Raw genomic sequence first — 26,631 nt, forward strand, 5'->3', positions numbered from 1 at the left:
GCCATCATCGCGCTCATCAGCTACCTAGCGATGCGAAAGGCCGAGAAATGAAGGCCAAGCATCAACGCCTCACGCTGGCGCTGCTGGCGCTCGGCGCGGTCGTGGTTGCAGGGCTGCTCGCGCTGTCGGCCCTCAAGGATCAGGCCGCGTTCTTCTACGCGCCCTCCGACGTGCGCCGCGACGGCTTGCCGCTCGGGCGTGCGGTACGGCTCGGCGGGATGGTCGAGGGCGGTTCGGTCGAGCGCGCCGCGGACGGCATCACCGTGCATTTCGTCGTCACCGACGGGCAGGCGAGCACGCCGGTCGTTTTCGCCGGCATCGTCCCCGACCTGTTCCGCGAGAAATCGGGCGTCGTCGCCGAAGGCCAGTTCCAGCCCGACGGTAGCTTCGTCGCGTCGAACCTGCTCGCAAAGCACGACGAGAAATACATGCCGCCGCAGATGGCCGGCAAGATGCACGAAACCAAGACGCTCGAGCCGGACGCCAAGCGATGATCGCCGAAGCAGGTCTCGCCGCGCTGTGGTTCGCAGGCGCGCTGGCGGCGTTGCAGCTGGTCATGGCGACGATCGGTATCGCGCGCGGTCGTGACGACGTCGCGGCGGCGGTACGGCCGGTGGCGATCGTCCAGGGGCTGCTCGCACTGCTGGCGATGGCGCTGCTGATCGCGCTGTTCCTCGACTCCGACATGTCGGTGAGACTGGTCGTCGAGAACAGCCATTCGGCCAAGCCGTGGCTCTACAAGTTCGCCGGCGCCTGGGGGAACCACGAAGGCTCGATGCTGCTCTGGGTGACGATCCTCGGGCTCGCTGGCGGTGCGGTCGCGATTCTCGAACGGACGCTGCCCGAACGCACGCTCACCGCGACGCTCGGCGCGCAGGCGACGATCGCGCTCGGATTCTATGCGTTCCTGCTCTTCTCCTCGAACCCGTTCGCGCGGTTGAACCCTGCCGCAGCCGATGGCCTCGGGCTCAATCCGCTGTTGCAGGACCCCGGCTTGGCGTTCCATCCGCCGACGCTCTACACGGGGTATGTCGGCCTATCGGTCGCGTTCTCGTTCGCAGTCGGCGCGCTGGTCACCCGCGACGTCGGACCCGCGTTCGCCAAGGCGATGCGGCCGTGGGTGCTGATCGCCTGGATCTTCCTGACGCTCGGCATCACCGCGGGCAGCTACTGGGCCTATTACGAGCTAGGCTGGGGCGGCTGGTGGTTCTGGGACCCGGTAGAGAACGCCTCGCTGATGCCGTGGCTCGCCGCCACCGCCTTGCTCCATTCGGTGACCGTGCTCGCGACCCGCGATGGCCTGCGCGCCTGGACGATCATGCTCGCGGTCGTCGCGTTCTCGATGTCGATGATCGGCACGTTCCTGGTCCGCTCGGGTATCCTGACGAGTGTCCACGCGTTCGCGGTCGATCCCGAGCGCGGTGCGTTCATCCTGGCGTTGCTCGCGATCTATATCGGCGGCGCGCTGGCGCTGTTCGCCGCGCGGATCGGTACCGTCCGCGCGGGCACGACCTTCGATCCGGTCAGCCGCGAGGGCGGTCTCGTCGCGAACAACCTGCTGTTGTCGGTGATCCTCGGCATCGTCCTGATCGGCACGCTCTACCCGATCGTCGCGGCGAGCTTCGGCGTGCAGCTCTCGGTCGGCCCGCCGTTCTTCAACAAGGCGGCAGGGCCGATCGCGCTGCTGCTGGTCGCGGTGATGGCGGTCGGGCCGTTGCTGCGCTGGCGGCGTGACGACGCGAAGGCGGTGCTCGGCCGTGTCATGCTGCCGATCGGCGCGACGCTGGTCGCGGCAGTCGCGTTGCTGTTCGTCTGGCCGGGTGTGCTCCCCTGGGCAGGACTGTCGCTCGCCGCCGGTCTGGCAGTCGCCAGCGTCGCGCCGTTGTGGAAACGCAATCTCAGGCGCACGCCGCTTTTCACCTATGGCATGGTCATCGCGCATCTCGGGATCGCGGTCAGCCTTGCCGGGATGGCGTCGGACAGCGCGTTCACCAAGGAGACTCTGGTCGCTGTGCGTGCGGGCGAACCCGCGCGCGTTGGACCGTACACCGTGACGCTCGACGGGATATCGCCCGTGATCGGCGAGAACTGGTCCGCGCTCGAAGCGCGGCTGACCGCCACGCGTGGTGACAGCGCGCGCATCCTCCGCCCGCAACTCCGGTTCTTCGCCAACCCGCCGACCAGCACCAACGAATCCGCGATCCTGACCGTGCTCGACGGCCAGCTCTATACCGTCCTCGGCCAGCCGGACGGGCAGGGGCGGTGGCAGCTTCGGCTCTGGTGGAAGCCGTTCGTGACGCTCATCTGGTTCGGCGGCGTGCTGATCGCGCTGGGCGGCGCGCTGTCGCTGCTCGGCCGCGTCCGGCGCGAGCGGCGTACCGCGATACGGACGCATTGGGCATGAAGCGCTTCGCACTTTGGGCGCCGCTGGCGATCTTCGCCTTGCTGTTCGCAGTGGTGGCGAGCGGGCTGTTCCGGCCCGCCGAGAAAACCGTTCGCTCGGCGATGGTCGGCAAGCCGCTCCCCGATTTCGCCTTGCCGGCGATGGTCCCGGGCAAGCCGGGCCTGACCAGCGCATCGTTCCGACAGGGCAAGCCGCGGTTGCTCAACGTCTTCGCCAGCTGGTGCATTCCGTGCATCGCCGAGGCCCCGCAGCTGATGCGGCTGAAGGCGATGGGCGTCCCGATCGACGCGATCGCGATCCGCGACACGACGCCCGCGATCGTGGGCTTCCTGCGCCGCAACGGCGATCCGTACGAGCGGATCGGCAGCGACGCGGCGAGCCGGGTGCAGCTGGCGCTGGGCTCGTCAGGCGTGCCCGAGACGTTCGTGATCGACGGTCGCGGCATCGTCGTGAAGCAGATCATCGGCGATATCCGGCCCGAGAATGTCGCCGATATCGTGCAAGCGGTGAAGGACGCGCGGTGAAGGACCCACACGTCATTCCCCTGTCGCGAGCGGGAGCGGAGGTTCTCGCGGCGCTGTTGCTCTGCGTTGCGCCAGCCGCCGCGCAGCCCGTCATCGCGCCCGCCCATTACGCGAACGTCCAGCTCGCCGACCCCGCCCAGGAAGCCTCCGCGCGCGCGCTCATGGAGACGTTGCGGTGCCTGGTCTGCCAAGGCCAGTCGATCGCCGACAGCGATGCCGACATGGCCGCCGACATGCGCGCGCTCGTCCGCGAACGGATTGAGCGGGGGGAGAAGCCCGCGTCGATCCGCGACTGGCTGGTCGCACGCTACGGCGATTACGTGACCTATGATCCGCCGCTGACGGGATTGACCTGGCCGCTATGGCTCGCCCCGATCCTGCTGCTCGGCGTCGGCGGGTGGATCGCGCGGTCGAGTTTCCGGCGGAGGAAACGCTGATGGGCTGGGTCTGGCTTGGCGTGATCGGCGCGGGGGTGTTCGCAATGCTCGCGGTGTTGAAGGTCGATCGACTGTTGTGGTCGATGGTTGCGTCGGCGCTGATGCTGGGCGCGGCGGGCTATGCGCTGCAGGGTCAGCCGGGGCTTGCCGGGCATTCGGTGACGACCGGGCTCGCGCCCGCGCCTGACGATAGCGCGATGCTTGAGCTGCGCGATCAGATGCTGGAGCGGTATACCGGCGCGGCGGCGTATCTCGTGGCCGCGGATGCGATGACCCGGATCGGCGATCGCCGTGCGGCAGTGCAGGTGTTGCTGGGCGGAATCCGTATCGCGCCTACGAACGTGGTATTATGGACTGGTCTCGCCAATGCGCTCGCCGCGCATGATGCGAACCAGGTGTCGCCGCCCGCGCTGTTCGCGTTTCAACAGGCGATGCGGTTGGCGCCGAAGCACCCCGCGCCGCCGTTCTTTCTCGGCTTGGCGTATGTGAGAGCGGGGGAGTTCGCAAAGGCCCGGCCATATTGGGCCCGGGCGCTGACGCTCACACCGGCCGACATCTCCTATCGCGGCGAGATTGCGGCGCGACTGACGTTGCTTGACCGACTGCTGGATGCGCAGGACGCGCCGGATAGGCCTTAGAAACCGTTATCCCTGCGCAAGCAGGGATAACGGTTTTGCGTGAGGCCGTGGAAACAGGGCGCCAACAGGAGCCCCCCTTTTACTGACCGCGCCCGGTCTTCGACTGAAGTTCGTCGATCTTCTTCGACGCGTCCGCCTTGGTCAGCGACTCGTCAAATTCCTCATGCGCTTCCTCGGACAGCGTCTTGAGGTAGCTCGCCTGCGCACCGGTCATCTTCTCGTCGCCGGTGGTCCAGTCGTCCGGGTCCTTCTCGGCGTTCGAGAACGGTTCGGACTTCGGGTTCGGGGTGTCGGACATTGGAAATTCCTTTCCCCTGTCCAACACCCATGTTCCGTATCCGTTCCCTATCAGCCGACCCAAGCTTCGTAAGGTAAACCTAGATCATCCGCGACCGCCTTGTACGCGATCTTGCCCTTGTAGACGTTCAGCCCATTGGCAAGATGCGCATCGGCCTTCATCGCCGCCTCAGCCCCCAGATTGGCGAGCTTTAGCGCGAACGGCAGCGTCGCGTTGTTGAGCGCGAACGCCGAGGTCCGGGCGACCGCGCCGGGCATGTTGGCGACGCAATAATGGATCACGCCGTCGACCTCGAACACCGGGTCTTCATGCGTGGTGGCATGGCTCGTCTCGAAGCAGCCGCCCTGGTCGATCGCGATGTCGACCAGCACCGAACCGCGCTTCATCGTCTTGAGCATCTCGCGCGTGACGAGCTTGGGGGCGGCCGCCCCGGGGACCAGCACCGCGCCGATCACCAGATGCGCGTTCTTCACCGCCGCCGCGATCGCGGCCTTCGATGCGTACGCCGTCTTGATCTGGCTCGAGAAGAACATGTCGAGCTCGGCAAGGCGATCGTTCGAGATGTCGTAGATCGTCACGTCGGCGCGCATGCCGACCGCCATCTGCGCGGCGTTGACGCCCGAGACGCCACCACCGAGGATCGCGACCTTGGCCGGCGCGACACCGGGAACGCCGCCGAGCAGCACGCCGCGTCCGCCCTGCTCCTTTTCGAGATAGTGCGCGCCGACCTGCACCGACATGCGGCCTGCGACCTCGGACATCGGCTTGAGCAACGGCAGACCGCGGCGATTGTCGGTGACGGTCTCGTACGCGATGCAGGTCGCGCCGGACTTCATCAGGCCCTCGGCCTGCGGCTTGTCGGCGGCCAGATGCAGATAGGTAAAGAGCAGGTGGCGCGGTTCGAGCATCGCGATCTCGCCCGGCTGCGGCTCCTTGACCTTCACGATCATGTCGGCGCCGGCGAACACCGCGGCCGCGGTCGGCAGGATCGTCGCACCCGCGTCGACATAGTCCTGGTCCTCGAAATCGATCCCGGATCCGGCTTGCGTCTCGACCACGACCTCGTGACCCGCGGCGACGAGTTCGGCGACCGACGGCGGGGTCAGGCCGACGCGATATTCGTGGTTCTTGATTTCCTTGGGGACACCGACGCGCATTGATTCCACTCCATTATCGTTTGCGCGATACTAGCGCGCCTTGGATGGGAAGGGTTCGCAAACTCGTCGCGATGCAGTAGCGGATCCGCACGATGATTGCACTCAGCGTAGGTAATTCGGGAATATCTTGAGCATCACGATCGAACGCAGGATTTTGGACCTGCTCGCCGCCAACTCGGACCTCACCAGCGCCGAGATCGGCGACGCGGTCGGCCTGTCGGCAAGCGCCGCGCATCGCCGCGTCGCGCAACTGCGGGAAAGCGGCGCGATCACCGGCTATCGTGCCGTCCTGTCGCGCGCGGCGCGCGGCGACCCAAGCATCGTCCTCGTCAACGTAACGCTGCGCGACCAGCGCAAGGAAACGATGGCGGCGTTCGAGGCCGAGATCGTCGACTGCCCGCAGGTCGTGCAATGCTTTCTGATGAGCGGGGAGGCGGATTACATGCTGCATGTCGAGATTCGCGACGGCGAGACGTTCGAACGCATCCACCGCGAGACGCTGTCGCAACTCCCCGGCGTCACGCGTCTCGCCTCGCATTTCGTCATCCGCGAAGTCGTCACGCGCGTCTGATCAGCCCCGGTTAATCCACGCTAACCGTCCCGCCGTTGCCGCCCTTTGCCCCTCATGCTAAATGCGCGCGCTTGGGGCACAGGGTGAAATCGGAAATTCGATGATGATTGCTGCACTTCCGGGTCGATTCACCGTCCAGTGAGCGTCGATCAGACCGCCGCGGCCTCGACCGTGCCACCCGCCACTCTCGATCCCGAGACGGGGCATCATCACTCGGACGGTATGCTGAAGCTCGCTTTCGGCGCGATCGGCATCGTCTTCGGCGATATCGGCACAAGCCCGCTCTATGCTTTTCGTGAAACCTTCGCCGGCCATCACAAGCTCGCGCTCGACGCGGCGCACATCATGGGCGTCATCAGCCTGATGTTCTGGTCGATGATGATCGTCGTGACGGTCAAATACGTCATCATCATCATGCGCGCCGACAACAAGGGCGAGGGCGGCAGTCTCGCGCTGCTGGCGCTGGTCTCGGGCAAGACCAAGACGCGGCGCTGGAGCAAGGGCATCATCCTGCTCGGCGTCTTTGCGACTGCTTTGTTCTACGGTGATAGCATGATCACGCCCGCGGTCTCGGTGCTGTCCGCGGTCGAGGGCTTGGCCGTCGCCGCGCCCGCCTTTGGCGGTCTCGTGCTGCCGATCGTAATCGTGATCCTGATCGCGCTGTTCTGGGTTCAGAAAAGCGGCACCGCCCGGATCGGCCTCGTCTTCGGGCCGATCATGCTCGTGTATTTCAGCGTCATCGCGGTGCTGGGTATCCTCAGCATCGTCCAGACCCCGGGCGTGCTCTGGGCGCTGTCGCCGCATTACGCCGTCGAGTTCTTCCTCATCGATCCCGAGCGCGCCTTCCTGGCGCTGGGTTCGGTCGTGCTCGCGGTCACCGGGGCCGAGGCACTGTATGCGGATATGGGCCATTTCGGTCGCAAACCGATCGGGTTGTCCTGGCTGGTCTTCGTCCTCCCCGCATTGATCCTCAACTATATGGGGCAGGGCGCCTTGCTGTTCCGCGACGGTCAGGCCGCGCTGGTCAGCCCGTTCTACAATCTTGCGCCCGAGAGCCTCCAGCTCCCGCTCGTCATTCTCGCGACGATGGCTGCGGTGATCGCGTCGCAGGCGGTCATTTCGGGCGCGTTCTCGGTGACCCAGCAGGCGATCCAGCTCGGCTTCATCCCGCGGCTTCGCATCGAGCATACCAGCGCCTCGACCGAGGGGCAGATCTACATTCCGCTCGTCAACGGCGCGCTGATGGTGATGGTGATCCTCCTCGTGCTGTTCTTCCGCACTTCGTCGAACCTGACGAGCGCGTATGGCATCGCGGTGACGGGCGCGATGCTCATCGACACGTGCCTGCTCGGCGTGGTGCTGTTCCGCCTGTGGAACTGGCCGAAGATCGCGGCGATCCCGCTGCTGGCGATCTTCTTCACCGTCGACGGCGCCTATTTCGCGGCGAACCTGACCAAGGTCCCGGCCGGGGGCTGGTTCCCGCTGCTGGTCGGCTTCATCATCTTCACCTTTCTGACCACCTGGTCGAAGGGGCGGCAGCTGATGATCGACCGGATGCACGAGGCGGCGATGCCGATAAAGGTGTTCATCGGCTCGGCTGCCAGCTCGGCATCGCGCGTGCCGGGCACCGCGGTGTTCATGACCTCGACCGCGGACGGCGTGCCACACGCGCTGCTCCACAACCTCAAGCACAACAAGGTGCTGCACGAGCGCGTGATCCTGCTGACGGTAAAGATCGCCAGCCAGCCTTATTGGCCCGCCAACGACCGTGCGGTACGCGAGGAGCTCGGCAGCGGCTTCCACCGCCTCGTGCTGCGCTACGGCTTCATGGAGGATGCCGATGTCCCCGCGGCGCTGCGCCAGGTCCATAGCTGCGGTGCGGACTTCAAGATGATGGACACCAGCTTCTTCCTCTCGCGCCAGACGCTGCTCGCGTCGGACAAGCCCGGCATGATGCTGTGGCGCGAAAAGCTGTTCGCCTGGATGCTGCGCAATGCTGAAAGCGCGATGGAGTTCTTCCGCCTGCCGACCAACCGCGTGGTCGAGCTCGGCAGCCAGATCGAAATTTGAGCATGACGGATTTCGTATTCGCGCCGATCATCGTGACGGCCTTGTTTGGTCGACAGGACACCGCGTTCTTCGACGCGATGCGCCGCGAGCATTTTCCGCCCGAGCGCAACCAGCTCGACGCGCATCTCACGCTGTTCCACCATCTTCCGCCGTCGGGGCTCGATGAGCTCAAGCACCGCCTCAATCAGGAGACGCGCGGCATCCGTGCCCCGCAGGCACGGATCGGCGGGCTGATGTCGCTGGGGCGCGGCGTCGCCTACCGGATCGAGTCCCCCGACCTCGTCGGCATCCGCGCGCGGCTGGCCGACGCGTTTACCGGCATGCTTACGCCGCAGGATGCCGGCGGCTGGCGTCCACACGTCACGATCCAGAACAAGGTCAGCCCGCCAGTGGCCAAGCTTCTGCTTGGCAATCTGCAGCGCGGGTTCGTCCCGAAGGACGTAGAAATCGCCGGTCTTGGCGCGTGGTGGTATCGCGGCGGACCGTGGGAAGCGATTTCTCGGCACATGTTCGCTTGACCGCCTCGAATCCGCTTCCTATAGGCCGCGCCTCGCAGGGAAGAACGCTTCCCTGACGGACGGTACGGCGAAGTAGCTCAGTTGGTTAGAGCACGGGAATCATAATCCTGGGGTCGGGGGTTCAAGTCCCTCCTTCGCTACCATTCTCAGACACAGTTTCAGTCGCCGAAGACGGCCCATGGGTCGTTGACGACCAGGATCGCATCGCTCCGCGCGAGCGCGAGCAGCGTCAGGCCGTGCGCGTGCGCGTGATCGATCGCCAAGCTGGTCGGCGCGGAGATTCCCACCAGCATCGGCGCGCGCGCGATCAGCGCCTTGTCGACCATCTCGAAGCTGATCCGCGACGTCACCAGAATGAAGCCGTCGACCGGCTGCCGTGCGATCGCCAGCCCGCCGACCAGCTTGTCGAGCGCGTTGTGGCGGCCGACATCTTCAAAGGCTGCGGTGATCCGCCCGTTTCGATCGCATGCGGCGGCGGCGTGGATCGCCCCGGTGGCGCTGTTGAGCGGCTGGTGCGCGCGCAGGCCGCTAAGGGCGGCGAACAGCGCCTCGACGGGCGCGTCGGGCCTTGGCGGGGTGCTGGGGACCGGTTTGCGGAGTTGTTCAAGTCCGGAGATGCCGCACAGGCCGCAGCTCGTGTCGCTGGTCCGGTGGCGGACTCGGTCGTGGATCCGCCCCTTGCATCGATCGGACAGCCCAACGCGGACGATCCAGCCCGCCTCCGCCTCGAAGATATCGATGTCGCGCACATCGTCGGCGCTGTCGGCGAGCCGCTCGGTCAGCAGGAAGCCGGTGGTGAATTCGGCGAGGTCTGCCGGGGTCATCATCATCACCGCATAGCCGAGCCCGTCGATCTCGATCGCCACGGGCACCTCGACCGCGATAGCGCGTTCGCCTGCGGTGATCGTGTCAGGCCGCAGGATCTTGATCGCTTGCATGCGCGAAGTCGTCATAGGGTATCGAGGTCCTGCGGCGTATTGACGTTCGGGATGGGCGCCCCCGCCGGGATAGGAGTAGCACCGACGGCTTCCGCCCACCCCCGCACGGAGCGGCGTGGCACGGTCTCGATATGGGTCAGCAGGTCCACGAGCAACCGTGTCTCCCAATGGCCGAGCACCGGCGCATCGGGGCAATAGGCCGACGCCCTGCGCGCGAGCGCTGCGAGCAACCCTTCGGGCAGCCGCGGCATGTCGCACGCGATCGTCAGCACCGAGGTGAAACCCAGCCCGGCGGCATGGTCGAGCGCGCCGGCAATGCCGCCCAATGGCCCGAGGCCGGGGCCCGGCAGGTCGGGGATCGTCCCGTCGCGCCCGGCGATCACCGCGCGCTCGACATGCGGTGCCAGCACTGCGCGCGCATGCTCGGCCAGCGCGCGCCCGTCCAACACCGCCTGCGCCTTGTCGGACCCGAAGCGCGACGACTGTCCGCCGGCAAGCACGACGCCGAGGATGTGGCGGTTGGTCAGCGTGTCTTCTCGATCCGCACCGGCACCGATTTTGCCGCCGGAACATGGCTTTCGCGCGCGTGATGCGCGACCGGCATCAGCAGGTTGCACTCGGGGTAATAGGCACCGAGACACCCCTCGGGGATCGAATATTCGACCACGCGCAGCTTGTTCAGCCGGCGATCCGAATTGCCGCCTGCATCGCCGACCAGATCGACGTCGTCACCATCGGCAATGCCCATCCGGATCATGTCGCTGCGGTTCATGAACACGATATCGCGGGTGCCCTTCACGCCGCGGAACCGGTCGTGATAGCCATAGACGGTCGTGTTGAACTGGTCGTTCGACCGCAGCGTCATCAGGCGGAAACGCCCCTCGGCCTCTTCGAACCCGGTCACGTTGAGCGCCCGCGGGATGTTGATCTCCGCCTTGCCGCTCTCGGTCTTCCATTCGCGGTGTGCAGCGGGCACGCCCTTCCAGAAGCCGCCGGGCGTGAACATCTGCGCGTTGAAGTCCTTGAATAGGTCCGGATAGGTCACCTCGATCGCATCGCGAACGCGCGCATAGTCGCGTACCCAAGCATCCCAATCGAGCTTCGGATTGGGGGCGAGCGTCGCCTTGGCGATCCCCGCGACGATCGCCGGCTCGGACAGCAGCGTCTCGGCAGCAGGCGTTGCCTTGCCCTTCGAGCCATAGATCTGGCTGAACGAATCCTCGATCGACACGCTCTGCGGGCCGGTGCCCTGCATGTCGGTCTCGATCCGGCCGAGGCAGGGGAGCAGGTACGACGTCTCGCCGGGCAGCAGGTGCGAGCGGTTGAGCTTGGTCGCGATATGGACGGTCAGGTCGAGCCCGCGCCATTTCGGCTCCATCCGCGCATGATCGGGGATCGCGCGCACGAAATTGCCGCCAAGACCGATGAACGCCTGCGCGGTGCCGTCCAGGACCGCCTCGCACGCCTCGACCGTGTCCCAGCCCTTTTCGCGGGGCGGCTCGAAGCCATATTGCTCGGCAAGCAGATCGAGTGGCGCGAGTTCGGGCTTCTCGGTGATCCCGACGGTCCGCTGGCCCTGCACGTTCGAATGCCCGCGGACCGGGCCCATGCCCGCGCCGGGCTTCCCGATGTTGCCACGCAGCAGCATCAGGTTGACGACCATGTGGACGTTGTCGATCCCGCCGACATGCTGCGTCAGCCCCATGCCGTAGACCGCGATCACCGCCTTCGACTTGGCATAGACCTTCGCTGCCGCCTCGATCTCGGTGCGCGCCAGCCCGCTCTCATGCTCGATCGTCGCCCAGTCGGTGCCCCGGGCGACATCGGCGAACGCCTCGAACCCGGTGGTGTGCTCACTGAGGAAGGCATGATCGAGCACGGGTAGGCCGTTGATCCGCTTGGCATTGTCATCGGCTTCGATCAGGTATTTGCACATCCCCATGATCGCGCCGACGTCGCCGCCGGTCTTCAGCTGGTGATATTGCGAGGCGATCGGCGTCGACTTGCCCGTCACCATCTCGATCGGATTCTGCGGATCCTGGAATTTCTCCAGCCCGCGCTCCTTGAGCGGATTGAACACGACGATCTCGACGCCGCGCTTCGCGCAATCGCGCAACGGGTGGAGGAACCGCGGGCTGTTCACGCCGGGGTTCTGCCCGAAATAGAAGATCGCGTCGCACTTCTCATAGTCCGACAGGTGGATCGTCCCCACCGCCGAGCCGATCGCCGACTTCAGGCCGACCGACGTCGTCTCGTGGCACATGTTCGAGCTGTCGGGCAGGTTCTGGCTGCCGTACATCCGCGCGAGCAGGCTATACATGTACGACGTCTCGAGGCTGGCGCGGCCCGAGGCGTAGAAGATGACCTTGGTCGGATCATAGGTCTTGAGCTTGGCGCCGATCCCGGCGAACGCCTCGTCCCAGCTGCACGCGGCATATTTGTCGGTGGCGGCATCGTATTTCAGCGGGTGCGTGAGGCGTCCGGCCTGTTCGAGATCATAATCCTTCCAGCCGATCAGCTCGCTGACCGTATGCTGCTCGAAGAAGGCGGGCGTCACGCGGAACGACGTCAGCTCCCACGCGGTCGCCTTCGCGCCGTTCTCGCAGAACTCGGCGACATGCGGGTGCGCGGGCTTGCCCCAGGCGCAGCTGACGCACGCAAAGCCATCGGGCTTGTTCTGGCGGGCGAGTTCGCGGACGACCTCGGGCCCGACCTTCTCGCGCGCGGATATCTCCACCAGCGACTTCATCGAGCCCCAGCCGCCTGCTGGTGCCGTGTAGTTCTCGATCTCTACGGTCCGGTCGTCGCTCATGGTCATCTCCGCTTTTGGTACTCGAACGAAGCGGCAAAGCTTTCGATGCAAGGCCAACAGATTTACCGACGGTTCAAATCCGGCTGCCGATCGCCTAGATGGGGTTGGAATCTCCAAGGAATCACGATGACGACGCACACGACCCGCATGCTTATCCTCGGCTCGGGCCCGGCCGGCCTCTCCGCCGCGATCTATGGCGCGCGGGCCGGGATGGCGCCGATCGTCGTGCAGGGCATCCAGCCCGGCGGCCAGCTGACCACGACGACCGATGTCGAGAACTACCCCGGCTTCAAGGACGTGATCCAGGGCCCGTGGCTCATGGAGCAGATGCAGGCGCAGGCCGAGCATGTCGGCACGCGGATGATGTGGGACACGATCGTGAAGGTCGATCTCACCAGCCGCCCGTTCCGCCTGATCGGCGATAGCGGCGACGTGTATGAGGGCGACACGCTGGTGATCGCGACGGGTGCGCAGGCCAAATGGCTCGGCATCGACAGCGAGGAGCCGATGAAGGGCAAGGGCGTCAGCGCCTGCGCGACCTGCGACGGGTTCTTCTACCGCGGCAAGAAGGTGGCGGTCATCGGCGGCGGCAACACCGCGGTCGAGGAGGCGCTCTACCTCACCAACCACTCGCCCGATGTGACGTTGATCCATCGCCGCGATTCGCTGCGCTCGGAGAAGATCCTCCAGGAGCGGCTGTTCGCGCACAAGGGCGTGACGGTGCTGTGGAACAAGGAAGTCCGCGAATTCGTCGACGGCGGCGGCAATGCCGGGCTGGTCGCGCTCGAACTCGAGGACACGGTGACGGGCGAACGCTCGCGCCTCGCGGTCGATGGCGGGTTCGTCGCGATCGGCCACCACCCGGCGACCGAGCTGTTCCGCGGCCACCTCGAACTCGATTCGGACGGCTATATCGCGGTCGAGACCGGCTCGACGCGTACGAACGTCGAGGGCGTGTTCGCGTGCGGCGACGTCGCGGACAAGGTGTACCGCCAAGCGGTGACCGCGGCGGGGACGGGGTGCATGGCCGCGCTGGACGCCGAGCGCTTCCTCGCGGCCGCCGAATTTGCCGAAATGGCCGAAGCCGCTGAATAACACTGACCTCCACCGTCATCCTGACGAAAGTCAGGACCCAGGGTTCCAGGCGATAGCGCTTATGGCTCTGAATCCTGACCTTCGTCAGGATGACGCAAAGCAATGGCGGCAGCGAGGACGGCGTGGAGTGCCGCCGCGTTCTCTGTGCCCGCAAAGCTGTGGGACGCCGTGTCCAGCCGTGTCACGCTCGCCCCGCCGCGATACGCTGCAGCAAACGCGACCGCGGTCGCGTCCCCGCTTGCAAGGACGATCGCGACATCGTCTCGCCAGTCGTCCAACGCGACGAGTACTTGGGTAGCGAGTGGCGCGAGTATCTCAGACTTCGCTGCAACTACCCGTCTCAAACCCTTGAAAAGCTTTGTCAGGCTGATCTGCCCTGAGATGGCCCGCCGCCACGTCGCAGGATCGCGCAATCGTTCGCCATAGCGCGCACGGATCGCCGCGGCGGGGGGCAGGTCGTCGACCGGCTCGATCACCCAGGGATTGGCGAGAATGATCCGATCGATCTCCGCCGATCGCCCGAACAGCGCAAGCGTGCTGGCGGCATCGCAATTGCCGAAACCGACGATGCGCGTGACATGCGGTACGGCATTCCGGAACGCGGCGGCGGCCGCGACCAGGTCGGGTCGGGCGCTGAGGAATCCGCGATTGTCGCCCGTCGAATCGCCGACACCGCGACGGTCGTAGCGAAAGACCGGCGTGCCGGTGGCGGCAAGCCGCTGGGCGAGATCCGCCATCCCGCGATGTGCACCGCTACGGATCTCGTTGCCGCCGGATACGATGAGCAGCCCCGTCGTCCCGTCCGCCTCGTCCAGCGTGGCGGCGAGCGTCTCGCCCTCGCACGCGACCGCGACGAACCGCCTCATGCTGCGATCCAATGCGCAATGTCGGCAGCAAGCTTTTCGGCGAGTTCGATATTGTTGTCCGGTTCCGACCGGCGCCAGAGCGGCGCGCCGGGATAGGTCGCATCCGCCGCCCGCGGGTCCGTGTCGAGGCGTATGATCCGGCATCGCCCCTCGCCCCGCGGCATGGCTTCTCGCAACGCGCCGAGAAGCTCGGGGGACAGTCTATTGCCAGCATAGTCGCCTTCGGGTTTGCCAGCCGCGGCTCGCATGCGTTCGAGGTCGCGGACAAGGTCTTCGCCCGTCTGTGGCGACAGGTGCCAGCGCCCGGCCAGCGTCGCGTCGCCCTCAAGCAGCGCGCCGCTTCTTATCGAAGCCGCATAGGTATCAACGCCAAGCTGATGTGCCAGCGCAAAATACGCTGCGCGTTGGTCGGCGAGCGTCGCGTCGGCCGTGGCAACCAGACTTTCGCCGGTGCCGGGAAGATCGGGGAGGACGCTGCCTATCCCGCGCCCGGCGAGCGCGCGCAGAATCGTGCAGGCGAACTGTCGCGTCCGGTTCGCTTCCTCGAACAGCGGCAGCGCGGCAAGGACGATCGGGCCGGTGTCGGGGCCGAACCGCAGCATCGCCTCGCGCCCACCCGCCCAGTCATAGTGATCGAAGCGGATACCCGTCATCCCGGCAGAGGCTAGACCCCCGACGCCGGCTAGACCAGCGCCTTGCTCGCAGCAAACGTCACCAGCGCGCCGAACGTCTCGAGCATCTCGCCGTCGATCTCGTCGTCCTCGATCAGGATGCCGAGCCGATCCTCGAGTTCGGTCAGCACGCTGGCCACCGCCATCGAATCGAGTTCGGGCAGCGCGCCGAACAGCGGCGTGTCGGGCGTGAACGCGGCGACTCGCTCGGCGCTGAGACCGAGGATGTCGGCAAGGACGGCGCGAACCGTCGTTTCAACCTGGGAAGTGCCTTCGAAGATCACGAGCATCGCCTGAACCGTTACGAACCGGGGGTGCGCTAGCGTGTGGGGGTGAATTCGGCAACGGCTTGGCGCTATGAGGGGCAGATGATCGCGCTCGACCCTACGCCATACCCTATCGACCATGTCGCGCTGCGCGGTGCTGCCGAGGCGGTGGCGCTGGTCGACAAGGCGGGGACGATGACCTTCGCCGGGCTCGAGGCCGGGGTCGCCACGCTGGCGGGCTGGCTGGCGGGCAGGGGGCTGGCAGCAGGCGACCGGGTCGCGACGTGGTTGCCCAAGACCCGCACGGCCTGCCTGATGCCGCTCGCGGTGGCGCGCGCCGGGCTGGTGCATGTGCCGATCAATTCGCTGCTCCGACGCGCGCAGGTCGCGCATATTCTCGACGATAGCGGTGCGCGGTTGCTGGTGACGCAGGCCGCGCGCGCTGGGACACTGGACGCGGGCGACGTTCCGGACGGCTGCACGATCGTCGACGAGGCGGATTGCCCCTTGGTTCCCGGGCCAAGCAGTATCGGGCCGTCCGATGCCGATCCCGCGAGCCTTGCCGCGATCCTCTACACATCCGGGTCCACCGGACGGCCGAAAGGGGTGATGCTCAGTCATGCGAACCTGTGGCTCGGCGCGGTTTCGGTCGCGCATTACCTCAAGCTTGCCCCCGCAGACCGGGTGCTCGCCGTGCTGCCGCTGTCATTCGATTACGGCCAGAACCAGCTATTCTCGACCTGGCTCGCGGGCGGGTCGGTGGCGCCGCTCGATTATCTGGTGGCCCGCGACGTCGTGAAGGCGGTCGAGCGCGTCGCGGCGACGACGCTGGCCGGTGTACCGCCGCTCTGGGTGCAGCTACTCGAAGCCGAGTGGCCCGCGGAGACTGCGGCGCGGCTGAAGCGATTGACCAACTCCGGCGGCGCGCTGACGACGCGGCTGGTGCGCGGGCTGCGCGACCGCTTTCCCGCGGCGGACGTGTACGCGATGTACGGGCTGACCGAGGCGTTCCGGTCGACCTATCTCGACCCCGCGCTGATCGATGCGAAGCCCGATGCGATGGGGCGGGCGATCCCGTTTGCAGACATCGCGGTGGTCAAACCCGACGGGACGCGCGCCGCGCCGGGCGAGGCGGGCGAGCTGGTGCATGCGGGGCCGCTGGTCGCGCAAGGCTATTGGCGCGACGCCGAGCGGACGGCGCAGCGGTTTCGGCCGGCGCCGGACGGAGGCGGCATGGCGGTGTGGTCGGGCGATACCGTCGTCGAGGGAGAGGACGGGCTGTTGCGCTTCGTCGGGCGGGATGACGAGATGATCAAGAGCGCGGGGAACCGGATCAGTCCGCTCGAGGTCGAAGAGGCCGTGCTGGCGGGAAACGAGGCGCGCGAGGCGGTGGCAGTCGGCGTCGCCGATGCGCGCCTGGGGCAGGCGATCGTCGTGGTGCTGGCGGGGGATGCGAGCGGCGAGACGGCGTTGCGAGCGCGGCTGCGGACCGCGCTGCCGAGCTTCATGCAGCCGGGCCACTATCTTTGGCGGGAGGAATTGCCCCGCAATGCCAATGGGAAGCTGGACAGGTCTGCCATCGCGACCCAGGTGCGGCAATCTTCGCGGGGCAATGAGGAGCAAGGGCGATGAAACCTATGGGCGCTCTCCCTCCCGAATTCCTGCTGCAAAGTGGTGCTTTCAGGATCGGCGGCGAGACGGCGGACGACTGGGCCTCGCAGGCCGGCGACACGCCGCTGTTCGTCTACGACATGGCGATTGTCGCCGCCCGAATCGCCCGGTTCCGCGCGGCGATGCCGGCGATCGATCTTCATTATGCGATAAAGGCCAATCCGCACGCCGACCTGCTGACCGCGATCGCGCCGCTCGTCGACGGGCTCGACGTCGCCTCAGCGGGCGAACTCGCCAAGGCGCTGATCGTCAAGCCGCCCGCATCGATCAGCTTTGCTGGTCCCGGCAAGCGCGACGACGAACTCGCCGCCGCCATCACCGCCGGCGCCACGCTCAACGTCGAATCTGAAGGCGAGGCCGCACGGGCGTTCGCGATCGGCGATCGGCTCGGACTGACGCCGCGCATGGCGGTGCGCGTGAACCCCGATATCGAACTGCGCGGATCGGGAATGCGGATGGGCGGTCGCGCATCGCCGTTCGGCGTCGATGCGGTGCGCGCGGCTGCGCTGGTGACCGCGATCGTCGCTGCCGGGGCGGACTGGCGGGGCTTTCACATCTACGCGGGCAGCCAGGCGCTCGATCCCGGCGCGATTGTCGAAACGCAGGCCGCGACGATCGCGCTCGCCGCGCGGTTGGCGAACGAGGTCGGCGCGGCACCGCCGCTGGTCAATCTCGGCGGCGGCTTCGGCGTGCCCTATTTCGCAGGTGACGTAGCGCTCGACGTCGAACGAGTCGGCGACGCGCTGGCCCAAGCGCTTGCGTCGCGCCCGGCGATCCTGCGCGACACGCGGTTCGCGATCGAACTCGGTCGCTGGCTCGTCGCCGAAGCGGGCGTCTACCTAACCCGCGTCGTCGACATCAAGCAGAGCCAAGGCGAAACCTTCGTCGTCGTCGACGGCGGGCTCAATCACCAGCTCGCCGCCAGCGGCAATTTCGGCACCGTCGTCCGCCGCAACTATCCGATCGCGGTCGCCGCGCGGATCGGGCAGGCCGCCACGGACACCGTCTCGGTCGTCGGCCCGTTATGCACGCCGCTCGACCGGCTCGGTGACAAGGTGGCGCTTCCCCCCGTCGCAGTCGGCGACCTGATCGCGATCTTCATGGCTGGCGCATATGGCGCCAGCGCCAGCCCGAGTGCGTTTCTTGGGCATCCACCGGCGATCGAGATCGTTACTCGGGGGTAGCCTGCCGGGCGATGTCCCAATTCGGGGCGATCACCGGTCGGGAGCATGGTTACGGGGCGCTCCTAACGCTATCTTCACCTGTTCCTTGCATAGCCGAGGCTGAGTTTAGCCGACCGCCGGGCAACCGACGGGCGGTGTGGCGCCAGGAGAAAGTGCCCATGCGTTCCGGATCGATTTCGAAATCCCTTCTGACCCTTGGCCTTACCGCCACCACGCTTGGCGCCTGCGCCAGCACGGGTGGGCGCCCCGAATTGCCGCCCGCGGCCTATGTCGCGAATCAGGAATTGCCGGGCGAGGAATATGTGATCGGCCCGCTCGATCAGCTCAACATCTTTGTCTGGCGCAATCCCGAACTGTCGGCGAAGGTCCAGGTCCGACCCGATGGCCGGATCACCACGCCTCTCATCAACGACATGCCCGCGGTCGGCAAAACCCCGGCGATCCTCGCTGACGACATGAAGAAGGCGCTGGGGGCGTATATCAAGGATCCGATCGTTTCGGTGATCGTCGAGAACTTCAGCGGCACCTACAGCCAGCAGGTCCGCATCGTCGGCGCGACCGAGAAGCCCGCGTCGATCCCGTATCGCGCCAACATGACGTTGCTGGATGCTATGATCGCGGTCGGTGGGCTCAATCAATATGCCGCGGGCAACAAGGCGCGCCTCGTCCGCTACGACCGCGCCACCGGAAAGCAGAGCGAGTTCGCGCTGCAGATCGGCAATCTGCTCAAGAAGGGCGATTCGTCGGCCAACGTCCGGCTTGAGCCGGGCGACGTGATCATCATCCCCGAATCGATGTTCTGAGGCACACCCAGATGAACGGGATCTACGACGAGGTGCGCATCGCACTCCACGCGATCTGGACGCGGCGTTGGCTGGCGCTTGGCGTTGCGTGGGGCGTATGCGTCCTCGGCTGGCTGGTCGTCTCGCAAATTCCGAGCCGCTACGAATCGACCGCGCGCGTGTTCGTGCAGATGCAGACGATCCTGCCGTCGGGCATGGACGGCGTGCCACAGAGCATCCCGATGAGCGTCGACACGATCCGCACCACGCTGATCACCGCGGTCAATCTGGAAAAGGTCGTGCGCGGCACCGATCTGGCGAACACCGTGGCCAGCGAGCGTGACGTCGCCGATCGCGTGGCGGGCCTGATGCCGAACATCACGATCGTGTCGCAGCAGGACAATGTCTTTCAGATCACGACGCGTGCCGCCAGCCCGAAGATCGCACGCCAGGTGACGCAGAAGCTGATCGACCTGTTCGTCGAACAGAATCTGGCCGGCGATCGTTCGAAAACGACCCAGAGCCTGACTTTTCTCGACCAGCAACTGGCGGCGCGGCAGAAGCAGCTTGCGGACGCCGAGGCCAAGCGTGCCGACTTCCAGAACCGCTATCTCGGCGCGTTGCCCGGCACCGGATCGGTCAGCGACCGGATCGGTGCGGCACGCTCGCAGATGGCGCAGGTCGACGGCGATCTGGCGGCGGCGCAGTCCAGCCTGTCCGCGGTGCAGGGTCAGATGGCGGGAACGCCTGCGACCGTGCCGGGTGCGGGCGGCGTCGCCGGTGCGGCAGGCCCTGCGCGCGCGCGTCTCCAGGCGATCCAGGGTCAGCTCGCCGACGCCCGGTCGCGCGGATATACCGAAAATCACCCGGACGTGGTGGCGCTCAAGAGCCAGCTCGCGGCGGCGACTGCGGCGGCACGCAGCGAACCCCTGTCGGGCGGCAGCGCCGGCGGCACTGCGCAGAACCCGCTTTACGCCTCGCTCCAGTCGATGGCGGCGGATCGCCAGGCTACGGTGGCGTCGCTGCGGATGCGGCGCAGCCAGTTGCAGGGTGATCTCGACCTGCTCAACTCGAAGCTGACCGGCGACCCCGAGGTCGCCGCGGAGCAGGGCTCGATCGATCGCGATTATCAGGTGCTCAAGGACCAGTATGACGCGCTGCTGCGCCAGCGCGAACAGACCGCCTTGGTCGGTCAGGCGCAGTCGCAGAGCGATCATGTGAAGTTCAGCGTGGTCGATCCGCCGACGATGCCGAGCACACCGAGCGCGCCGAACCGAATGCTGCTATTGTCGGGTGTATTGATCGCGGGACTCGCCGGCGGAATCGGTGCGGCGTTCGCAATGGGGCAGTTGCGAACGACGTTCTCGACCAGCGCGCGGCTTGAAAAGGCGGCGGGGATGCCGGTGATCGGGTCGATCGGCGAAGTCGTGACGCGCGTCCAGTCGAACCAGCGGCGTCGCCAGTTCAAGGTGTTCCTGGGCGGCACTGCCGCGCTGGGCGCCGCCTATGTCCTGTTGCTGGGGGTCGAGATCCTTCAGCGCGGGCTGGCGGCTTAAGGGGGTATGACCGTGACGAAACCTGATCGCGAACCCTCGCTGCTCGAACGGGCCGCCAAGGTGTACGACTTCGGCGCGCACGTGCGGGCGCGTCATGCCGCGGTGCCCGACCCATCGATCGAGACGCCTGTGGTCGACGCGTCGCCGCCTGCTCCGACCGCCGAACCGGTCGTGCCGTTCGCACCAAGCTATTCCGACGCGACGTTTCTCGCGATCCCCGAAGAATTGCGCGCACCGGTCGGCGATGAATTGCCCGACGAATTCTTTCTGCCGGAGGATAGCGGCGATACCGCGCGGATCGATCGCGGGATGCTTGCCGCCAACGGCATGATCGTCCCCGGCGCGCCGGTTGGGCCGCTCGCCGAGGAATTCCGCCTGATCAAGCGGCAGCTGCTGATCGCCAGCGCACGGATCGCCGAGAGCGACAGCGCCGACAAGGCGCGGATGATCCTGATCTGCTCGGCGCGGCCGGAGGACGGCAAGACATTCTGCGCGGTCAATCTGGCGCTGTCGATCGCGGCCGAACGCGACACCGAAGTCCTGCTCGTCGACGCCGATGTCGCCAAGCCCGATATCGTCCGCCAGCTCGGTCTTACCGACAGTCCCGGTCTGCTCGACGCGCTCGGCGACGTGCGGATCGACGTCGAGGATCTCGTGATCCATACCGACGTGCCGCATCTATCGATCCTGCCTGCCGGCACCAAGACCGCGATGGATACCGAACTGCTCGCCAGCGCGCGGACCAAGGCGGTGATCGCGCGGCTGCTTGCCGCCAATCCGCGCCGCATCATCGTCATCGATTCGCCGCCCGCGCTCGCGGCGTCGGCGGCGTCGGTGCTGGCGATGCGTGTCGGGCAGGTGATGCTGGTGGTGCGTGCCGATCGCACGCCCGAAAGCGAACTGCGCGCCGCGGTGAATCTTCTCGACGGATGCGAGCACATCCAGCTCGTGTTGAACGCGGTGTCGTTCATCCAGGGTGGTGCGCGGTTCGGCAGCTATTATGGCCAGGGGAGCCCCCAATGACACGCCACGCGATCCGTAGCCTCGCATTGGCCGGCGGTGCAGTGACACTCGCTGCGCTGATCGCGGTACCTGCAGCCGCGCAGGCCACGCGCCGCGTCACGATCTCGCCCTATGTCGAGGCGAGCCAGATCCTGTCCGCGGACCTCGACGGTGGCGATGTGCTGACCTATACCAGCCTCGCTGCAGGGGTTGACGCGGCGATCGCGACGCCGCGCGTCTCGGGTCAGCTGAGCTATCGCTACGAGCGGCGGTTCGCCTGGGATGATGATATCGGCGACAGCGACATCCATTCGGGCCTCGCACGCGTCAACGCCAAGGTGAGCAACGCGCTGACGCTGGAGGCCGGCGGCATCGCCACACGGACGCGCTCGGATATCCGCGGGGCCGCGCCGGGGCTGCTGATCGGCAACGTCGACAACGTCGCACAGCTTTATTCGGTCTATGGCGGACCCAGCCTCGCCACGACGGCCGGCCCGGTGGCGTTCAACGCCAATTACCGCCTCGGCTATACCAAGGTCGAGACACCGACCTTCGCCGATCCACGCGTCGGCGGGCGGCGGCTCGATTATTATGACGATTCGATCGGCCACACCGCCACCGCCAGCGCATCGGTCGCGCCCGGCAGCGTCGCGCCGTTCGGCATGACGCTCAGCGGCGCATATGACCGCGAGACCGCGAGCCAGCTCAAGCAGCGCTATGAGGGCTATTTCGGTCGTGGCGACGTGCTGCAACCGGTCTCGCCCTATGTCGCGCTGACCGCGGGCGTGGGCTACGAGACGATCGAGACCAGCCAGAAGGATCCGTTGGTCGATGCGACCGGTGCGCCGGTGGTGGACCGGCGCGGCCGCTTCGTCACCGACGCGGCGTCGCCACGACGCATCGCTTATCGCACCGACGGACTCTATTACGATGCCGGCGTGATCTGGCGTCCCAACCGTCGCACCTCGGTCGAGGGCCATGTCGGCAAGCGCTATGGCTCGCTCAGCGTGACCGGGGCCGCAACCTATCAGGCATCGCAATCGGTCGGCATGTCGGTCGTCGTCTATGACGGCATCCAGACCTTCGGTCGTCAGCTTCGCACGGGGCTCGCCAACCTGCCCACCAGCTTCGTGTCGGGTCAGCAGCAGGGCCTCGACCCGCAGTTCAACGGCTGCGTGTTCGGGACCAGCGGTGCGCAACCCGGCGCCTGTCTGAACGACGTGTTCCAGTCGATCTCGACCTCCAGTTACCGCGCGCGCGGGATCAACGGCGTGATCGTCGCGACCCGTGGTCGCTCGACCTGGGGGGCGGGGGCAGGCTATGTCAATCGCAAGCTCTTCGCGCCGCAAAACGCGCCGGGGATCGCGGTCGACGGGCTCGACGACGAGAGCTATTTCGGTCAGCTCTTCTACACGCGATCGCTGACCAGGGTTTCGGGCGTCAACGCCGATCTGTTCGTTAACTACTATGACAGCGGCGTCGAGGATATCACCGGCGACACCAGCGTTTGGTCCTATGGTGGTTCCGGCACCTATTACCACAATTTCGGACGGCTCGGGACGACCGCGTCGGCCGGGCTTTACAGCTTCAAGGTCGGTGACCTCGACAGCGTCTGGTCGGCGCAGGCGCTGATCGGTGCGCGGTACCAGTTCTGAAGGCGAGTAGCAGATGTACGACGAACATTACGGACTGACGGGTCGGCCCTTCCAGCTTACCCCCGATCCCAAATTCTGGTTCGAGACCGCCACCCACCGCAAGGCGATGGCGTATCTCGGCTATGGCCTGGCGCAGGGCGAGGGCTTTATCGTCATCACCGGCGATATCGGCGCGGGCAAGACCACGCTCGTCGGTCATCTGATGGACACGATCGATCATCAGCGGCTGAACGCCATCAAGCTGGTGTCGACCGCGATCGAGGCGGACGACCTGCTGCGGATCGTCGCTACCGAATTGAAGGTCGATCCCGCGGGGTTGACCAAGGCCGAGCTGCTGACCGCGATCGAGCGCGGGCTGCACGCCGTCGCGCGCACCGGCAAGCGCACGCTGCTGATCGTCGACGAGGCGCAGGCCTTGCCAGTCTCCGCGCTCGAAGAACTGCGGATGCTGTCGAATTTCCAGGCGGGCGGGCATGCGCTGTTGCAGATCGTCCTGCTCGGCCAGCCCGAATTCCGCGACCGGCTGCACGGTTCGGAGCGGCTCGAACAGCTCCGTCAGCGCGTGATCGCGATCCATCATCTCGATCCGATGGAGGCGAGCGAGGTTTCGGACTATCTCGCGCATCGCCTGTCGGTCGTCGGCTGGAACGGCAATCCCGACTTTGCCGACGATGCCTTCGCCGCATTTTACGCGGGATCGGCGGGCGTGCCGCGCCGCCTCAATCTGCTGGCAGGTCGCGTGATGCTCCATGCCGCGATCGAGGATCTGACGGTCATCGACGCGGCGGTGGTGCGCTCGGTGCAGCGCGATCTCGAAGGCGATCTGCCGACGCTTGCGACGGATACGGGGAAGGGGGCCGCGGCGCCGGCCGAGCCGGTCGTGCACGCGGCGCCGGTTGCGGCGGCGCCGTCCACCGATCCGGTGATCGAAGACCGCATTGCGGCGCTCGAGGCGCGGGTCGAGTTGCAGGACAAGGCCTTGCGGCGCGTCCTGACGCTGCTGGTCGACTGGGTCGAAAGCGATACCGACAAGCCCGACTACGCGCCGATCCGGGGCGTGGCGGCTTGGCATGATGCTGCCTGACATGGCCGTTCTCAATGGCATGTCCGTGGACGTCGAGGATTGGTTTCAGGTCGGTGCATTCGAGACGGTGATCGACAAGGCCGACTGGGACTCGCTGATGCCGCGGGTCGAGACGAATACCGATGCCGTCCTCGCGCTGTTCGCCGAAAGTGAGACGAAGGCAACGTTCTTCACGCTTGGCTGGGTCGCGCACCGGTATCCCGCGCTGATCCGCCGCGTTGTCGACGCAGGCCATGAGATCGCCAGCCACGGCTGGGATCATCAACGCGTCTTCACGATGACGCCGGACGCTTTCCAAGCCGACCTCGCACGGGCGCGCACCGCGATCGAGGATGCCGCCGGAACGCAGGTCACTGGCTACCGCGCGCCGAGCTTCTCGATCGACCAGCGCACGCCGTGGGCGCACATCGAATTGGCGGAGGCGGGATACACCTATTCGTCGAGCGTCGCGCCGGTGAAGCACGATCATTACGGCTGGCTCGACGCCCCGCGCTACGGCTTCAGGCCGCTCGCCGACAGCGCGTTGATCGAAGTTCCCGTGACGGTCGCCAAGTTTGGCGCGCGCAAGCTTGCCACCGGCGGGGGCTTCTTCCGTCTGCTTCCCGCGGCGATCACCGATTTCGCTGTGCGTCAGGTCAATCGTGACGATCGCCCGGCGATGTTCTATTTCCACCCTTGGGAGATCGACGCGGCGCAACCCCGTGTCGACCAGGCGCCGCTGCGGTCGAAGATCCGCCATTACGCCCGCCTCGGCGCGATGGCGGGCAAGCTGCGTGGCTTGCTCGCCCGTCATGACTGGGGCCGTGTCGACGCCGTCGTGGCGCGCGAAGCGGCCCGGCTGGCGTGACTGCGCCCATGCCCGCCGGCGTGCGCGAGGTAGATCTTCGCGATCCGGCCGAATGCGCGCGTATCGCCGCGTTCGTCGAAACGACGGAGGGTGCCACCCCGTTTCATCTTCCTGCGTGGAGCCGTGCCGTGCAGGAGGGCTGCGGCCAGCGCGCGCGCTATCTGCTGTCCGAAGATGCCCGTGGTGCCATCGTCGGCGTGCTGCCGCTGACCGAAATGCGCTCGCCGCTGTTCGGGCGTGCGCTGGTATCGACCGGATTCGGCGTCGATGGCGGCATTTTGGGCACGGCGATCGAACCGCTCGCGGCGGCGGCGTGGAACCTTGCGCAGCGGACCGGGTGCCCCTCGGTCGAACTGCGTGGCGGCCCGGCACCCAATGGGTGGGCTCGCGACGACACCAGCTATCTGGGTTTCGCCCGCGATCTGGCGGTCGACGATGATGCTGAGCTGTTGGCGATCCCCCGCAAGCAGCGCGCCGAAGTTCGGCGGGCGCTTGGCTTCGACCTGGAGATCGTCACCGGCAACGACCGCAAGCTGCTCGCCGAACATTACCGGGTCTATGCGGAGTCGGTCCGGAACCTCGGTACGCCGGTGTTTCCGTCCAAGCTGTTTCGCAGCGTTGCGAGCGTGATGGATGCCGATCTTCTTACCGTCCGGCATGAGGGTAGGGCCGTCGCGAGCGTCCTCAGCCTGTATTTTAACGGGACCGTCTATCCCTATTGGGGCGGCGGCACCGGCGCCGCGCGCGGGCTGCGCGCCAATGACCGGATGTATTTCGCGCTGATGGCACATGCGCGCGCAAAGGGATGTACGCGGTTCGACTTCGGTCGATCGAAGACGGGGACGGGTGCGGCGGCGTTCAAGAAGAACTGGGGCTTCGTCCCCGAACCACGGCTCTACGCCAAGCGCAGCGCCGGGCCGGCGCGCGAGGTGAACCCGCTCAACCCCAAATATGCGCTGATGGTCCGGACGTGGAAGCGGCTCCCGCTCTGGGCGGCAACCGCGGCGGGACCCTGGATCTCCCGAGGCTTGGGGTGAGCCTGCTCTTTCTCGCGCACCGGGTGCCTTTTCCGCCCGATCGCGGCGACAAGATTCGTAGCTTCCACCTTCTCCAGTATCTGGCGCAACGTACGCCCGTGCATCTGATTGCCTTTGCCGACGATGCGGCGGATCTCGATCCGCCGGCGGTGTTCACCGAGCGTCTCGCGAGTTGCACGGTCGTGCCGCGGACGAAGTCGCAGATGCGCGCCGCGGCCGAGGCGCTCGGTACCGGGAAACCGGTATCGCTGGCAGCCTTCGCCAGTCCGGCAATGCGCGCAGCGGTCGACAAAGTGCTGCCCGAAGTCTCCGGAATCTACTGTTTCTCGGGCCAGATGGCGCAGTATTTGCCGTTCGGCGGGCCGCCGGTCGTCATGGATTTCGTCGACGTCGACTCCGCCAAGTTCGCGGGTTTCGCGGAGGATATGCACGGCCCGATGCGCTGGATGATGCGCCGCGAAGCCCGGCTGCTCGGCGCGTTCGAACGCAAGGTAGCGGCTCGCGCGTCCGCGAGCCTGTTCGTCAGCGAGATGGAGGCCGCGCTGTTC

Annotated in this window: 26 protein-coding genes, 1 tRNA gene and 1 pseudogene; 20 read left to right on the top strand and 8 right to left on the bottom strand. The window is 66.6% G+C overall.

From position 1 onward, the window contains the following. Window positions 1–47 precede the first annotated feature (47 nt). Genes ccmE through ASE88_RS14155 form a run of 5 tightly spaced genes read left to right on the top strand, consistent with a single transcriptional unit; the run spans window position 48 to window position 4,003 of the window. The gene (gene ccmE, locus ASE88_RS14135) at window positions 48–494 is read left to right on the top strand and encodes a cytochrome c maturation protein CcmE (RefSeq protein ID WP_056478704.1); all 447 of its coding nucleotides are present in this window, start codon (window positions 48–50) and stop codon (window positions 492–494) included. Beyond that, window positions 491–2,404, top strand: a complete 1,914-nt coding sequence (locus tag ASE88_RS14140; protein ID WP_056478707.1) for a heme lyase CcmF/NrfE family subunit — start codon at window positions 491–493, stop codon at window positions 2,402–2,404. Before ccmE ends, ASE88_RS14140 begins: the two co-directional genes overlap by 4 nt. Continuing rightward, window positions 2,401–2,928: a DsbE family thiol:disulfide interchange protein gene (locus ASE88_RS14145; RefSeq protein WP_056478710.1), complete on the top strand. Its 528-nt coding sequence runs from the start codon at window positions 2,401–2,403 to the stop codon at window positions 2,926–2,928. Before ASE88_RS14140 ends, ASE88_RS14145 begins: the two co-directional genes overlap by 4 nt. After that, on the top strand, window positions 2,925–3,365 hold the full coding sequence (locus ASE88_RS14150; RefSeq protein ID WP_414893803.1) for a cytochrome c-type biogenesis protein: 441 nt from the start codon (window positions 2,925–2,927) through the stop codon (window positions 3,363–3,365). The genes ASE88_RS14145 and ASE88_RS14150 overlap by 4 nt, the downstream gene beginning before the upstream one ends. After that, on the top strand, window positions 3,326–4,003 hold the full coding sequence (locus tag ASE88_RS14155) for a tetratricopeptide repeat protein (protein ID WP_235527952.1): 678 nt from the start codon (window positions 3,326–3,328) through the stop codon (window positions 4,001–4,003). The genes ASE88_RS14150 and ASE88_RS14155 overlap by 40 nt, the downstream gene beginning before the upstream one ends. A gap of 79 nt (window positions 4,004–4,082) precedes the next feature. On the opposite strand, the gene ASE88_RS14160 is transcribed toward ASE88_RS14155, so the two are convergent. Together ASE88_RS14160 and ald are read right to left on the bottom strand one after the other, a co-directional pair. Then, window positions 4,083–4,301 (bottom strand): DUF3072 domain-containing protein, encoded by a 219-nt coding sequence (locus ASE88_RS14160; protein WP_055878126.1) that lies wholly within the window; start codon window positions 4,299–4,301, stop codon window positions 4,083–4,085. A gap of 50 nt (window positions 4,302–4,351) precedes the next feature. Further along, window positions 4,352–5,458, bottom strand: coding sequence for an alanine dehydrogenase (gene ald, locus ASE88_RS14165; RefSeq protein WP_056478714.1), 1,107 nt, complete (start codon window positions 5,456–5,458; stop codon window positions 4,352–4,354). 127 nt (window positions 5,459–5,585) lie between these two features. Between ald and ASE88_RS14170 the strand changes: the two genes are divergently transcribed. From ASE88_RS14170 to ASE88_RS14185, 4 genes are all read left to right on the top strand, one after another. After that, window positions 5,586–6,029, top strand: a complete 444-nt coding sequence (locus tag ASE88_RS14170) for an Lrp/AsnC family transcriptional regulator (protein WP_055878121.1) — start codon at window positions 5,586–5,588, stop codon at window positions 6,027–6,029. Window positions 6,030–6,200: 171 nt separating this feature from the next. Next, window positions 6,201–8,099, top strand: coding sequence for a potassium transporter Kup (locus ASE88_RS14175; RefSeq protein ID WP_055878814.1), 1,899 nt, complete (start codon window positions 6,201–6,203; stop codon window positions 8,097–8,099). Window positions 8,100–8,101: 2 nt separating this feature from the next. After that, the gene (locus tag ASE88_RS14180; RefSeq protein ID WP_056478717.1) at window positions 8,102–8,617 is read left to right on the top strand and encodes a 2'-5' RNA ligase family protein; all 516 of its coding nucleotides are present in this window, start codon (window positions 8,102–8,104) and stop codon (window positions 8,615–8,617) included. Between the two features lie 66 nt (window positions 8,618–8,683). Then, window positions 8,684–8,760: transfer RNA gene (locus ASE88_RS14185), tRNA-Met, on the top strand. Window positions 8,761–8,775: 15 nt separating this feature from the next. Here ASE88_RS14185 and fdhD read toward each other — a convergent pair. The 3 genes from fdhD to ASE88_RS14200 are packed head-to-tail and all read right to left on the bottom strand — an operon-like array spanning window position 8,776 to window position 12,367. After that, the gene (fdhD, locus tag ASE88_RS14190; protein ID WP_235527953.1) at window positions 8,776–9,555 is read right to left on the bottom strand and encodes a formate dehydrogenase accessory sulfurtransferase FdhD; all 780 of its coding nucleotides are present in this window, start codon (window positions 9,553–9,555) and stop codon (window positions 8,776–8,778) included. Between the two features lie 11 nt (window positions 9,556–9,566). Beyond that, window positions 9,567–10,055, bottom strand: a complete 489-nt coding sequence (locus tag ASE88_RS14195; protein ID WP_082466555.1) for a molybdenum cofactor guanylyltransferase — start codon at window positions 10,053–10,055, stop codon at window positions 9,567–9,569. Window positions 10,056–10,078: 23 nt separating this feature from the next. After that, window positions 10,079–12,367, bottom strand: a complete 2,289-nt coding sequence (locus ASE88_RS14200) for an FdhF/YdeP family oxidoreductase (RefSeq protein WP_056479594.1) — start codon at window positions 12,365–12,367, stop codon at window positions 10,079–10,081. A 126-nt stretch (window positions 12,368–12,493) separates the two neighbouring features. Here ASE88_RS14200 and trxB point away from each other — a divergent pair, with 126 nt between their 5' ends. Beyond that, window positions 12,494–13,462 (top strand): thioredoxin-disulfide reductase, encoded by a 969-nt coding sequence (gene trxB, locus ASE88_RS14205; RefSeq protein ID WP_056417866.1) that lies wholly within the window; start codon window positions 12,494–12,496, stop codon window positions 13,460–13,462. 59 nt (window positions 13,463–13,521) lie between these two features. Here trxB and ASE88_RS14210 read toward each other — a convergent pair whose 3' ends face one another. Genes ASE88_RS14210 through ASE88_RS14220 form a run of 3 tightly spaced genes read right to left on the bottom strand, consistent with a single transcriptional unit; the run spans window position 13,522 to window position 15,289 of the window. After that, entirely contained in the window at window positions 13,522–14,328 is an 807-nt protein-coding gene (locus ASE88_RS14210; RefSeq protein WP_056478723.1) for a hydrolase 1, exosortase A system-associated, read from the bottom strand. Next, window positions 14,325–14,981 (bottom strand): hypothetical protein, encoded by a 657-nt coding sequence (locus ASE88_RS14215; protein WP_056478727.1) that lies wholly within the window; start codon window positions 14,979–14,981, stop codon window positions 14,325–14,327. The genes ASE88_RS14210 and ASE88_RS14215 overlap by 4 nt, the downstream gene beginning before the upstream one ends. A gap of 29 nt (window positions 14,982–15,010) precedes the next feature. Next, complete coding sequence (locus ASE88_RS14220) at window positions 15,011–15,289, bottom strand: acyl carrier protein (RefSeq protein ID WP_200910214.1); 279 nt, start codon at window positions 15,287–15,289, stop codon at window positions 15,011–15,013. Window positions 15,290–15,367: 78 nt separating this feature from the next. Between ASE88_RS14220 and ASE88_RS14225 the strand changes: the two genes are divergently transcribed. The 10 genes and pseudogenes from ASE88_RS14225 to ASE88_RS19605 form a co-directional block, all read left to right on the top strand. Further along, window positions 15,368–16,897: an acyl-CoA ligase (AMP-forming), exosortase A system-associated gene (locus tag ASE88_RS14225; RefSeq protein ID WP_200910259.1), complete on the top strand. Its 1,530-nt coding sequence runs from the start codon at window positions 15,368–15,370 to the stop codon at window positions 16,895–16,897. Further along, window positions 16,894–18,120 (top strand): pyridoxal-dependent decarboxylase, exosortase A system-associated, encoded by a 1,227-nt coding sequence (locus tag ASE88_RS14230; RefSeq protein ID WP_056478730.1) that lies wholly within the window; start codon window positions 16,894–16,896, stop codon window positions 18,118–18,120. Before ASE88_RS14225 ends, ASE88_RS14230 begins: the two co-directional genes overlap by 4 nt. A gap of 158 nt (window positions 18,121–18,278) precedes the next feature. Continuing rightward, on the top strand, window positions 18,279–18,923 hold the full coding sequence (locus ASE88_RS14235) for an XrtA/PEP-CTERM system exopolysaccharide export protein (protein WP_055878105.1): 645 nt from the start codon (window positions 18,279–18,281) through the stop codon (window positions 18,921–18,923). Between the two features lie 11 nt (window positions 18,924–18,934). Then, window positions 18,935–20,458, top strand: coding sequence for an XrtA system polysaccharide chain length determinant (locus ASE88_RS14240; protein ID WP_055878104.1), 1,524 nt, complete (start codon window positions 18,935–18,937; stop codon window positions 20,456–20,458). Window positions 20,459–20,464: 6 nt separating this feature from the next. Beyond that, window positions 20,465–21,481, top strand: a complete 1,017-nt coding sequence (locus ASE88_RS14245; RefSeq protein ID WP_056478733.1) for an AAA family ATPase — start codon at window positions 20,465–20,467, stop codon at window positions 21,479–21,481. Beyond that, window positions 21,478–23,115 (top strand): hypothetical protein, encoded by a 1,638-nt coding sequence (locus tag ASE88_RS14250; protein ID WP_056478736.1) that lies wholly within the window; start codon window positions 21,478–21,480, stop codon window positions 23,113–23,115. The genes ASE88_RS14245 and ASE88_RS14250 overlap by 4 nt, the downstream gene beginning before the upstream one ends. Before the next feature lie 13 nt (window positions 23,116–23,128). Continuing rightward, entirely contained in the window at window positions 23,129–24,199 is a 1,071-nt protein-coding gene (locus tag ASE88_RS14255) for an ExeA family protein (protein WP_056478739.1), read from the top strand. A 19-nt stretch (window positions 24,200–24,218) separates the two neighbouring features. Further along, the gene (locus tag ASE88_RS14260) at window positions 24,219–25,046 is read left to right on the top strand and encodes an XrtA system polysaccharide deacetylase (RefSeq protein WP_200910261.1); all 828 of its coding nucleotides are present in this window, start codon (window positions 24,219–24,221) and stop codon (window positions 25,044–25,046) included. Further along, complete coding sequence (locus tag ASE88_RS19600) at window positions 25,043–26,083, top strand: FemAB family XrtA/PEP-CTERM system-associated protein (protein WP_056478742.1); 1,041 nt, start codon at window positions 25,043–25,045, stop codon at window positions 26,081–26,083. Before ASE88_RS14260 ends, ASE88_RS19600 begins: the two co-directional genes overlap by 4 nt. Continuing rightward, window positions 26,080–26,631: pseudogene (locus ASE88_RS19605) on the top strand (glycosyl transferase family 1); the annotation flags it as partial. The gene ASE88_RS19600 and the pseudogene ASE88_RS19605, both read left to right, overlap by 4 nt.

Source organism: Sphingomonas sp. Leaf38, from assembly GCF_001421825.1.
GTDB lineage: Bacteria > Pseudomonadota > Alphaproteobacteria > Sphingomonadales > Sphingomonadaceae > Sphingomonas.

Excerpts from the sequence above, each read along its gene's own strand:
- ccmE (WP_056478704.1), top strand. The coding sequence starts at position 48 with ATGAAGGCCAAGCATCAACGCCTCACGCTGGCGCTGCTGGCGCTCGGC.
- ASE88_RS14140 (WP_056478707.1), top strand. The coding sequence starts at position 491 with ATGATCGCCGAAGCAGGTCTCGCCGCGCTGTGGTTCGCAGGCGCGCTG.
- ASE88_RS14145 (WP_056478710.1), top strand. The coding sequence starts at position 2,401 with ATGAAGCGCTTCGCACTTTGGGCGCCGCTGGCGATCTTCGCCTTGCTG.
- ASE88_RS14160 (WP_055878126.1), bottom strand. The coding sequence starts at position 4,301 with ATGTCCGACACCCCGAACCCGAAGTCCGAACCGTTCTCGAACGCCGAG.
- ald (WP_056478714.1), bottom strand. The coding sequence starts at position 5,458 with ATGCGCGTCGGTGTCCCCAAGGAAATCAAGAACCACGAATATCGCGTC.
- ASE88_RS14180 (WP_056478717.1), top strand. The coding sequence starts at position 8,102 with ATGACGGATTTCGTATTCGCGCCGATCATCGTGACGGCCTTGTTTGGT.
- fdhD (WP_235527953.1), bottom strand. The coding sequence starts at position 9,555 with ATGCAAGCGATCAAGATCCTGCGGCCTGACACGATCACCGCAGGCGAA.
- ASE88_RS14200 (WP_056479594.1), bottom strand. The coding sequence starts at position 12,367 with ATGAGCGACGACCGGACCGTAGAGATCGAGAACTACACGGCACCAGCA.
- trxB (WP_056417866.1), top strand. The coding sequence starts at position 12,494 with ATGACGACGCACACGACCCGCATGCTTATCCTCGGCTCGGGCCCGGCC.
- ASE88_RS14210 (WP_056478723.1), bottom strand. The coding sequence starts at position 14,328 with ATGAGGCGGTTCGTCGCGGTCGCGTGCGAGGGCGAGACGCTCGCCGCC.
- ASE88_RS14215 (WP_056478727.1), bottom strand. The coding sequence starts at position 14,981 with ATGACGGGTATCCGCTTCGATCACTATGACTGGGCGGGTGGGCGCGAG.
- ASE88_RS14220 (WP_200910214.1), bottom strand. The coding sequence starts at position 15,289 with ATGCTCGTGATCTTCGAAGGCACTTCCCAGGTTGAAACGACGGTTCGC.
- ASE88_RS14225 (WP_200910259.1), top strand. The coding sequence starts at position 15,368 with ATGATCGCGCTCGACCCTACGCCATACCCTATCGACCATGTCGCGCTG.
- ASE88_RS14230 (WP_056478730.1), top strand. The coding sequence starts at position 16,894 with ATGAAACCTATGGGCGCTCTCCCTCCCGAATTCCTGCTGCAAAGTGGT.
- ASE88_RS14235 (WP_055878105.1), top strand. The coding sequence starts at position 18,279 with ATGCGTTCCGGATCGATTTCGAAATCCCTTCTGACCCTTGGCCTTACC.
- ASE88_RS14240 (WP_055878104.1), top strand. The coding sequence starts at position 18,935 with ATGAACGGGATCTACGACGAGGTGCGCATCGCACTCCACGCGATCTGG.
- ASE88_RS14245 (WP_056478733.1), top strand. The coding sequence starts at position 20,465 with ATGACCGTGACGAAACCTGATCGCGAACCCTCGCTGCTCGAACGGGCC.
- ASE88_RS14250 (WP_056478736.1), top strand. The coding sequence starts at position 21,478 with ATGACACGCCACGCGATCCGTAGCCTCGCATTGGCCGGCGGTGCAGTG.
- ASE88_RS14255 (WP_056478739.1), top strand. The coding sequence starts at position 23,129 with ATGTACGACGAACATTACGGACTGACGGGTCGGCCCTTCCAGCTTACC.
- ASE88_RS14260 (WP_200910261.1), top strand. The coding sequence starts at position 24,219 with ATGTCCGTGGACGTCGAGGATTGGTTTCAGGTCGGTGCATTCGAGACG.